Source organism: Thermodesulfobacteriota bacterium (genome assembly GCA_036397855.1).
In the GTDB taxonomy this organism is placed as follows: Bacteria; Desulfobacterota_D; UBA1144; order Nemesobacterales; family CSP1-2; genus DASWID01.
Genome location: DASWID010000068.1, coordinates 1 through 10,337, shown reverse-complemented (window position 1 = coordinate 10,337; position 10,337 = coordinate 1). Strand labels below are relative to the sequence as shown.

Annotated in this window: 9 protein-coding genes; 5 read left to right on the top strand and 4 right to left on the bottom strand. The window is 43.3% G+C overall.

Annotation, left to right across the window (positions count from 1 at the left end):
• From VGA95_05350 to VGA95_05330, 5 genes are all read left to right on the top strand, one after another.
• Window positions 1-232, top strand: a 232-nt coding sequence (locus tag VGA95_05350; GenBank protein HEX9665971.1) for a phosphoesterase, incomplete at its 5' end; no start/stop codon positions are given.
• Window positions 233-702: 470 nt separating this feature from the next.
• Entirely contained in the window at window positions 703-2,943 is a 2,241-nt protein-coding gene (locus tag VGA95_05345) for an FUSC family protein (GenBank protein HEX9665970.1), read from the top strand.
• Window positions 2,933-4,039 (top strand): HlyD family secretion protein, encoded by a 1,107-nt coding sequence (locus VGA95_05340; GenBank protein ID HEX9665969.1) that lies wholly within the window; start codon window positions 2,933-2,935, stop codon window positions 4,037-4,039. The genes VGA95_05345 and VGA95_05340 overlap by 11 nt, the downstream gene beginning before the upstream one ends.
• A 499-nt stretch (window positions 4,040-4,538) precedes the next feature.
• The gene (locus VGA95_05335; GenBank protein HEX9665968.1) at window positions 4,539-6,788 is read left to right on the top strand and encodes a heavy metal translocating P-type ATPase; all 2,250 of its coding nucleotides are present in this window, start codon (window positions 4,539-4,541) and stop codon (window positions 6,786-6,788) included.
• Between the two features lie 6 nt (window positions 6,789-6,794).
• On the top strand, window positions 6,795-7,160 hold the full coding sequence (locus VGA95_05330) for a cupredoxin domain-containing protein (GenBank protein ID HEX9665967.1): 366 nt from the start codon (window positions 6,795-6,797) through the stop codon (window positions 7,158-7,160).
• Between the two features lie 196 nt (window positions 7,161-7,356).
• Here VGA95_05330 and VGA95_05325 read toward each other — a convergent pair whose 3' ends face one another.
• The 4 genes from VGA95_05325 to VGA95_05310 all read right to left on the bottom strand — a co-directional run bounded on the left by VGA95_05325 (window position 7,357) and on the right by VGA95_05310 (window position 9,848).
• On the bottom strand, window positions 7,357-7,605 hold the full coding sequence (locus VGA95_05325) for a type II toxin-antitoxin system prevent-host-death family antitoxin (protein HEX9665966.1): 249 nt from the start codon (window positions 7,603-7,605) through the stop codon (window positions 7,357-7,359).
• A gap of 579 nt (window positions 7,606-8,184) precedes the next feature.
• A complete protein-coding gene (locus VGA95_05320; GenBank protein ID HEX9665965.1) occupies window positions 8,185-8,811 on the bottom strand; it encodes a DUF429 domain-containing protein in 627 nt (208 codons plus the stop codon).
• Between the two features lie 298 nt (window positions 8,812-9,109).
• Entirely contained in the window at window positions 9,110-9,427 is a 318-nt protein-coding gene (locus VGA95_05315) for a hypothetical protein (GenBank protein ID HEX9665964.1), read from the bottom strand.
• Window positions 9,428-9,635: 208 nt separating this feature from the next.
• Window positions 9,636-9,848, bottom strand: coding sequence for a cytidine deaminase (locus VGA95_05310; protein ID HEX9665963.1), 213 nt, complete (start codon window positions 9,846-9,848; stop codon window positions 9,636-9,638).
• Between the last annotated feature and the right edge of the window lie 489 nt (window positions 9,849-10,337).

The window sequence follows — 10,337 nt, the reverse complement described above, 5'->3', positions numbered from 1 at the left end:
TCCATACACCGGACCTGATCTCACGGTGGGCGGTGAACTGAACAAGCTTGCAGCCAACATCGCTATTGGTCGAAATTTCGCCGGCATCCACTGGCGCTCTGACTATGTCGACTCATTGATGCTGGGCGAAGCCATCGCAATTGGCATCCTGAGAGATCAAAGACTCACCTATAATGAGAACTTCAATGGCTTCACCTTCACCAAATTTGACGGCACTACGATAACTGTCTGATTAGGAAACTAGAGGGGGGGTCGCATCTTCACGGGTCCTGGCCCAAATCCCGATAAAAAAATGAAACAAAAGGACTTAAAAGTCGTTTTTGTCCGGCCGAAATCCAATAATACCAACTTGGATTACAATTTCGCACTATGGACAGTTCAGAAGGAGAATTGAGTCAACATTTTGAGGATTTTGCATTAGTGGCGAGCATTCAATGCGGCTTGAAGAAGGCAGATTGAGTTCTATATGAGAAGTATTCCAACCTGGTCTACTATTTTGCGCTGAACAAACTGCGCAATATGTAGGCCTCGTTACCCGAATGAGCTTTGCTATTTGGACTGATTGGGGAATCAGTCCCTACAGGGGCATCAGCCCCTACAAATTTTTTAAATACAGCGTAGTACTAAGCCCTCAGTAAGAATGGGCTGCCCCTTCTTTTATAATCTTGAAATAGTAATTTACAAGTTTATAATCGAACTAAGATGACCCTTCAGGATCATATAAGAACCTACAGAGTTAGATATGCAATCAAGGCAACCCTTGCATCAATCATATGTGTAATCATTAATGTAATTTGGCATTTGGAATATGGCTTTTTCTCAGTTATTACCGCCTACATTCTCATAAGCATGTACCATGATAACACATTATTGAGAGGGATTGAGAGATTTATCGGCATCTTTATTGGATCAATGATAGCATTATTAATCGTCAATTTATTCACAGATTCCAAATTAGTTTATTTACTCGGAATGTCGACATGGATATTCATATGCATGTACTTATACAATGATTCACGTTTCCCATTCCCCTACGCCGCATTGATGTGCGGATTATTTTCCGGTCTCGTGATGCTTAAGGGCACAGATTCCTACGACGAGGTTCATCAATTCGCGATCAGTCTTATCAAACAAATCGCCATCGGCGTGATTGTTGCAACCCTCACAGATCGCTTCATTTGGAGTCTAAGGTCCGATAGACATTTACGCGATGCCCTGTCCGCCGTTTTAAATGATTTCGGATCCTTGTTTAAAGAAATGAAATTTAAAATCGAAGGTTCAATCTCAGAAAGATATCCGACAGTCCAACTTTCATTGGATACATTTAGCCATCTTTTAAATTTGATCACACTAACCACTAAAGAAGAAAAAGAGAGGGTCTTTCCCGAAGATCAATACATTAAGTTGGTTGGAAATCTGAAAAACCTTTTCATCAAGATTCAAATCCTGCAAACAAATATTGAAGAATCGAGACAACTAGTCCTTGATGAATTAAATATTCATAAAGCCATGACAGAATCATTAGACCTTCTTGCAAAACAATTCCTGAATTTTGGCGAGGCAATGATTACAGAAGGCAAGCTCGAACCTGTGTCAGAAGACTGTCTATCTAAAATAAACTTCGTAGACGACAAATACGCAACCCTAAGAGATAGTGAATACGCTTTGCACAAATGGAGCCAAACAGAATTTCTAGCATTCAGCACATTTGTTTCCACTATCAAGGATATAATTACCGCCATTACAAATTTCATCAATACATATAATGATATTAATAGCGGTAAGGTCTATGACAAAATTACCACGTCCTCAGCGGTCAAGGTGAGAAAGGAGAAGCAGATATTCCAGTTTAACAAGGATAATGTAAAACATAGTTTCAAAGTAATAATCGTCACGTTTCTGGTACTGATTGCGAGCCTGTACTTTAACCTATCAGCGGGGGTACAGGCATTAATTACGGCACTTTTAATAGCCGCTCAGGCCAATCTGGGTCAGGCCACACTGAAGGAAAGGCTGCGCTTTATTGCCGTAATAATTGCTGGGTTGTATGGTCTCGTTTCACTTATAATAATCTCACTTTCACCACATTTTCCGGTGTTCCTCGCCTTAATAACCCTGGGCTTGTTCATAGGTTCATATATTACTACGGGTAGTGAACGAGTATCATACGCTGGCCTCCAAACCGGGATAGTGTTACCACTTGTCATGCTAACTTCCAACGGCCCTCCGCTAACATTAAGCATAGCGACCGAGCGTTTTGTAGGAGTAATCGTTGGAGGTGGAATTGCGCTCGTGGTGCTTAGATTTATTTGGCCTGTTGATCCGTTGAATCAGTTGAAAGAAAAATTATCAACCGCATTACAATTATGTGGATCCATTTACTCAACAATATTAATATCGCAAGATAAAAAGGAAGAAGAGGTGAAAGCTATGATAGTTAGTTTAGCCTCAGATCTACCAACAATCTCTAGTCTGCTAAGCGATGCCAAATATGCAATTCGTTTTGAGAAAATGCACGCAGAGGAGTTGCTAGACATTATTGTATCAATAGAAAACATATATATAGAATTTGAGACTTTGAACAAATCTGTATATGGCGAAAGGGAAAGCAGGTTGGTTAAAACGTTTTTATCCTATATGAAGCCTTGCTACGAGAAGGTCCTTACTATTTTTAATACTGCAGCTGAACAATTAAAATATTTAAAAATACTAAGTCCAGAGATAGACTTAGACTCACTGATGTTACAGATCGATGATCAAAGGGACAATTTTTTCAAAAGAGGTATTACTCAGGAATACGATTCAGAAGAATTTGAAAGATTCACTGTCGTACCGGGAAGCATTCATAATATCTTATCTCTACTCTATAAAATATCGATTGCAATAGAACAGATGAATGAGGGAACGCTTACATCGGCTCCCGTGAGGCTGCATGATACTTAAAGATCTAAAGTCCAAACTTAACATAGACATTATCAAATACACCGTAAAATTCTGGGTTTTACTCATAATCTTCATCATCATTATCCTTATTTTTTACTATGTCTTGCTCGACCGTTACACCCCCTATACAAGCGCCGCATACATCCAGGCTTATGTCACACAGATAGCCCCTCAGGTGGACGGTCCCGTCACTAAAATCTATGTGAATAATGATTCGTATGTGGAGAATGGGCAACCCCTTTTTGAAATTGATTACCGTCCCTACGCATACAAGGTAAAACAACTACAGGCCAAACTAGTAAAAACCAGACAGGATATCATGCAACTGGAAAGTTCTATAGAAGCAGCAAATGCCGTTGTTACTCAGAGTAAAGCCGATGTCGATTTTGCACAGAAGAGACTTAGAGACCTCCAACCGCTCGTGAAGCAGAATTTCATAGCGCAACTCCAGTTCGATCAGGCAAGAGACGATCTGAACGCAAAAATTGCCTTATCGAACAAGGCTAAAGCAGATTTGCGCAGAGCAGAACAGGCATTAGAATTAAAGATTGATGGAGATTATGCCATAATTAAGGAAGTTGAATCAGACCTAGAACTGGCGGAATATTACCTCGCTCAAAGTACTGTTTACGCGCCATCTGATGGTCTTGTATCGAATTTACAGCTCAGTATCGGCACTTATGTCAATGTTGGTGAGCCAGTAATGTCATTCGTAGATGCTAATAACTGGTGGATTCTAGCAAACTTCAAAGAGAATAGCATAGGTCGTATTCGGCCTGGACAGAATGCCGAAGTGAGCATAGCTTTATACCCTGGTAAGATATTTAAGGCAAAGGTTGAAAGTCTTGATTGGGGGGTGAGTGCTGGTCAGGGAATACCCTCAGGCGAATTGCCGGTAGTGAAAAACCCTCAAAATTGGGTTAAGCTTGCCCAAAGATTCCCAGTACGTTTAAAACTCACAAATTTGGATTCTCAGGATCCATTACGAATCGGAGGCTCAACGAGTGTAACCGTCGACACTGGCGGGGGATTCATCTTGAACGGCCTGGCAAGACTTTGGCTGCGAATCGGAAGTTATGTAAATTACATCTATTGATAATGATGAATATTAAAGCAAGGTGTAAGTTTTCAGAATGTAAACAGATAAAGCTAGCACTCCAATGTTTCAATTTACTGTCATACGGGGACAAGCCTTGTCGGGGATTCGTTCGAGCTGTCATACCTGAGGATTCCCCGCCAGACTTGTCCTCGAAAGTATTTATCGGGGAAACATGCGGAGACAGGCGTAATCGGGTATCCATCCCCGCCAAAACTTGCACTCGAATGTTTCAGCCGAGTGACATACGGGGACAGGGACTGGATTCCCGCCAACAATCCGCGGGAATGACCGTCGGTTTGTCATCCCCGAGGACTTTAATCGGGGATCCACAAACAAAAGCATGGATTCCCGCTTACGCTTGTACTCGAATGACTCTATCGGGTAATCTGCGGGAATGACAAATGACTTTTAAACTCAGAATAATAATGGAAACCCCGTAGCAAGTTATATCAAGATATTAAGTTAAATATAATAAAATAGAATTGAAGTTAACTTTATGCACAAAGAATTAAACAATTCAAATACTGATGCTGAGAACACGAAAAGACTACTAATTTCCGACATGAGCTGTGCCAGTTGTGTTGAAGCAGTTGAGTCTGGATTGAGGTCTGTCCCAGGTGTTATAGAAGCGAATGTGAATTTCGCAGATCGTACCGCAATTGTAACTGGCGATGCCTCGGCTGAAGACCTTGTTCATGCAGTAACTAAAGCCGGATATACAGCAAATTTGATAAAAGATTCTCAAGGAGAATTAGATAAGGAAGAAGCCGATATAAAACACTATAGGCAGCTTCTAAGAGAAACGGCCGTATCAGCGGTTATCGGCATTGTAATTTTATTGGTCATGCTTGTGGGTTTGCTTCCACCTTTGACTGAAACGAGTGGTAGGCTTGTTGGCACCTTCCTGTCAATCCTGTGCCTTGTTGTTCTAGTTTATGCCGGCGGTAACTTCTTCACAGGTGCCTGGAAATCTTTTATAAATCGTATAGCGAATATGGATACCTTGATTGCTGTGGGCACCGGCATGGCTTGGCTATATTCAACATTCATAATCTTTTACCCCTTTTCATCTTCAGAAACGGAGAGGCACTTATATTTCGACACCGCAGTAATTATTATCACGCTCATCAAACTGGGTGCGGCACTGGAGATGCGTGCACGAGGCAAGACTTCTCAAGCCATAAAGCGACTCATCGGACTTCAACCAAAGACTGCTCGTGTGATTCGAGAAGGTGAAGAAAGAGATATTGCTATAGATCAAGTCCTGCTAGATGATATCGTACGGGTCCGTCCCGGAGAGAAGATACCAGTTGATGGTGTTATTGCAGAGGGGCATTCCAGTGTGGACGAATCCATGTTAACGGGGGAACCCATTCCAGTCGAGAAGTTCCTGGGTGATGAAGTCGTGGCCGGAACATTTAATAAGCTTGGAACATTCACTTTCAAGGCCACAAGAGTCGGGAGAGACACGGCTTTAGCCCGCATAATTGAGCTTGTAAGAAGGGCACAGAATACCAAACCGGCGATTGGACGTTTAGTAGACAGGGTATCCGGTGTCTTCGTTCCTGTGGTATTGATCGTTGCAGTGCTGACAGCGATGATCTGGTTTAACTTCGGCCCAGATCCGAAATCTACATTTATGATAGTTACGGCAATGTCAGTGTTAATCATCGCATGTCCCTGTGCACTGGGTCTGGCCACTCCGATCTCCATAATGGTTGGAGTGGGAAAGGCAGCAGAGTACGGTGTTTTGATACGTAAAGGCGATTCACTTCAACAAGCGGGTCAATTGACCACTGTGGTCCTGGACAAGACTGGAACTATTACCGAGGGTAGACCCTCCGTAACCACAATAGAACCTCTATCTGGTTGGAACGAAAGACAAATCTTGCAGATAGCAGCGAGTGTAGAGGTCGGTTCCGAACATCCGTTAGCACAATCCATCATAGAATCCGCCAAAAATCAGGGTATAGAACTACAACCAGTTGAGTCTTTCGAAGCGATAGCGGGACACGGCGTTAAAGCAAAGCTTAAAGAGCAAACCGTATTATTCGGCAATCAGAAACTTATGGAAAAAAATGGCGTCGATTTACTTTCTCTACCTGAAAAGGCTCACGAGTTAGCAACATATGGACAAACATCCATGTACCTAGCAGTAGACAGGAGTGCCGCGGGTATTGTAGCCATATCAGATCCGGTCAAGTCAGATTCCAAAGCAGCTATCGAGCGATTACATAATCTCGGAGTAAAGGTCGTAATGCTGACAGGAGATAATAAAGCCACAGCCGATGCTGTCGCCAAACAAACAGGAATTGACGAGGTGATTGCAGAGGTATTGCCGGAAGATAAATCAAAAGAAGTCACAAAATTACAGCAAAAAGGGGAAAGGGTTGGGATGGTCGGGGATGGTATAAATGATGCACCTGCACTGGCAAGTGCAGATGTGGGTTTTGCTATAGGCAGTGGTACGGATATTGCCATTGAAAGTGCCGATATCGCGTTGATGCGGGGATCGTTACATGGAGTGCCAGACGCTATAAAGATATCTAAAGCAACACTTCGAAATATCAAAGAAAACCTTTTCGGGGCCTTTATCTATAATATACTGGCGATTCCGATCGCAGCAGGCTTATTATATCCATTCACAGGTCTGCTACTAAACCCGATCATAGCCGGTGCTGCGATGGCCATGTCATCAGTAACAGTAGTGAGCAACGCCAATCGTCTTCGTTGGTTCAAGGCTTAAAATCCTATGGGTACATTTCTAGTAAATTCGATTGGAATAATTCTTATAATATTTGTTATTTGGTGGTTCTGGCTATCCAAAAAAGGTGCCGGAACTGCAGTACAAGGAAGCTCAATCGATATTATAGTTGATGGTGGAGTTTATGATCCCAGTGTAATACATACTAAAGTCGGGAAACCGACTACCTTAAGATTCATACGGAAAGACAGCAGCCCCTGTGCGGAAAAGGTAATATTTTCTGAGATGGGTATAAGCGCCGATCTGCCCGTTGGCAAACCCTACGAACTTACCATAACACCCCAAAAAACCGGTGTATTTGATTTTACATGCCAGATGGCAATGTACCGCGGAAAGTTGATTGTTGAGGAGTAGGGAGCGCCCACCCTCGATTTCTACCTTTAACCGATCATCAGCACGACTGTCAAGAACCTCTGTTGATCCCTGAGGAATATCGAAGGGTCGAACGGTTAAATTGAGACGACTCGCGGACCACCCGGCTTTTAGTTTTATCAACACCCTAATACCCTGGGTAGGTCACGAGTCTTGCTCGTGACGTCATGGCCATAAATCAAAAAGACGGACGCCTACCTGCCTCAATCATTTCACGGATAGTAACACCTCTAAGTACGTGTTTGTCACGAAACTTGCGTAACTCAGAGATAATAACTTTGCGATCAGCTTTTTTTAAAGCCTCAGCAGGCTGCAATATAGCTACCGGCACTCCATGCTTTGTAATGACAAACCGTTCCCCCTTGATCACTCTCTCGAGTAATTTGGGTAAATGTGTTTTAGCCTCATATGCCCCGACTGTCTCCATAAGATACTCCTCAGACTAGGCTAGCAATTTTATCATGATCTGTCGAACAATTTAAACGTAGATTTAAACGTAGAGGCTGATGACCCATCAACCCAGCTTGTAGGCACGAATTAATTCGTGCACCTTTTGATGCACGGGCAAGTTTTTACCTACAATTTAGAGTGACCTTATCCTATCCCTTGAAAGCAGAAGCAAAAATGTGTGCACTGATATCCCATCAACCAAAAAAAAAGCCCTCACGTCGCATGAACTTAATCGAACCTTGTTCGCCCATGAATAGATCGCACAAAGGGGTCTGTCCCCACATTTTCCCTTCCCCGTTTCGGTGATCATACAATGAATTGAGCTTAGCAGGATTTTTTCCACATCGACGAAATTAAATACGAACACCGTTCATCCTGAGCACTTCGATTTCACTCAGCACAGGCTTGTCGAAGGATGCTATTTAGTACGGTCTAAACGAGAAACCTCAGTCCGATCTCCCCACATTTACCTTTAAATTTCTTCCAATCATTACAGCTTGCAAATTGAAATAGAGGAAACGTATGCAGATGCTCAGTAATCAGGTAACTCTTTTCATTAAATGACGGGTTGCTTCCCCGTATTAATACGGTGGCCAGACGGCATCATGATACCTCCCTCGCCGCCAAGCACCTCCCCTCTACCCAATAGAAACCACCCGCCAACTAGAGCGGCGGTCACTGCGTCCAGCTCGTCGCTTGTGGTTGCGTCTGCCAATCCTTTGACGCCCAGCCGCCCCAGTCCAACCCTGAGTCCGGCAATGTCCCGATTCTGCCGGGGAATCCCCCACACACCTTGCGCCCCACCGGGAAAGCATTCGACCGTGCGATAGCCCATCATCTCGATCTTCGGTTTCAGCGCCAGGCCGCGTTCCGTCAACATTCGCATCGGACCAAGCGTAATTGGGAAGAATCGGATACCACGCCGCCGTAATTCGCGGTCGCAGTCCCGAAAATGCTCACCAGAGCGGTCATGGATTGTCCTTCGTCCATTAGGCAAACTAAGCGGAGCGTCTATCGTAACGAGATCGGGCTTTGCTAGACCTATTGACCGTAATATTTCTTCATCGGTGAACACGATGCATGTCCGTGCCGTCATTCCATGAAGGACGCACACGCCCGTCGGACGACGCAGAGATCCCGCAAGGTCTATTCCGACAATAATAAAAGGCTTGCTACTCGACATGACGATTCTCTTTTAGCCCCGAAAGTAGCACGAACTGAATAGAAAGGGCGTTCCTTACTGTTCAGTACAAGGCCCAAAATAATTATGTTTCTAAATCCTGTTATATTATATTCACATGTCGATAAGACCGAAGTCAAACTTTATAAGCGACCATGTCAAAATGCGATCAACTTTGACTCTCGAAACTAGGCTTTTTAAAATTAACCCCGAATTCCAGATATTTGGGTGCAAGATTAACAAGCTGACCTCGAGCCCCTCAGCCATAAGAGGCATCTGACAATTCGAACAAAAGATATAATTAATCAGATATTACCCTGAATATCTCCCAGCGTGATGTTCCTGAAACGATTAGATTCTCAAACTCCTGTCCCCATTTCTTGTGCGGAGAGAGTTTCGCGAGTTTGCTCCAGGCATCATCGAGCTCTTTTAAATCCTTGATCATTATCTCGGTCTCAATAGTCGATTCGTAGGCTCCTATAGAACCGGTAATAACCCTAACCCTATCCCGAGTCCAGCCGATTTGAGAACCGATTTTTTCGATCCATCTTTTCATGGAATCCAAAGCCGCCTGCTTATGTCCGAATCTCGCCTGTATCTGCCATCTTGCTATCATCATAATGATTTCCTCCCGACTCTTTCAAACTCAATCAGAGTCTCGTTTTATATTTTTTAACTTTCGACTGAATTCTTTATTCTTTGAAGGTTTCGCTCCCATACCCTTACCCGCTGCCTAAGGCCCTCTTCGCTCCCTGGACTCGGTGTAAACAACTACCTTTTTTTTCCGGTCGGCTTTTCGCCGTCGGGAGTGAGCGCTAGCCTGGGCATCATATATTGATCGCCGCCCGCTCAACGCAGATAATAAGACCATATGAAGCGTTCTCGATATTACACCCGGGAAATACATTGCCCTTTTCAGTTAAAACTGCGGCACATACTCGAAATTGCGAATATGGAGCATATGCATTTTCTACAGCTTCACGGGCTACCTGTAGAAGTCTAGTCTCTTCATCCAATGAAAGGTCTTTAGAAATCGCCAACGTTCTGTCTCAACGGATTATATATAAGTGTCATAATATAGCATAATAATTACTCAGTAAAGATTAAGTAAATTAAATCGAACGCAACTCTTTTGGGTGCTATCCCCAGTAGGAGCGAACCTATGTGTTCGCCCATAAAAAGCGCAGAGACCAAGTCTCTCCCCTACATTAACAAATGGTAATGATTATGCAAAAGATGGAGTGTCTTTTGCTTCATCGGGGATCCATAAAGAGGTCATTTGTATGTTAATTATAAGTTGGTTTATCCTGATTAGATAACCAACTTGGGCAAAGCAGACTGTTGGTCATTGGGTCCAATGAGACCGTTTCGCAGCTTAGTCGCTTTGCCCCCATCTTTTCATTAGTCCGAACAGTTGTATAGGCCGCTTTAGAGCCTGGATCCACAAGTAAGGACTCGAAAAGATTTTAGTTGGTTAAGAGACTATATTAGGAGGATAATGATGAACGTACCAAAAGTAAAGACTGGAA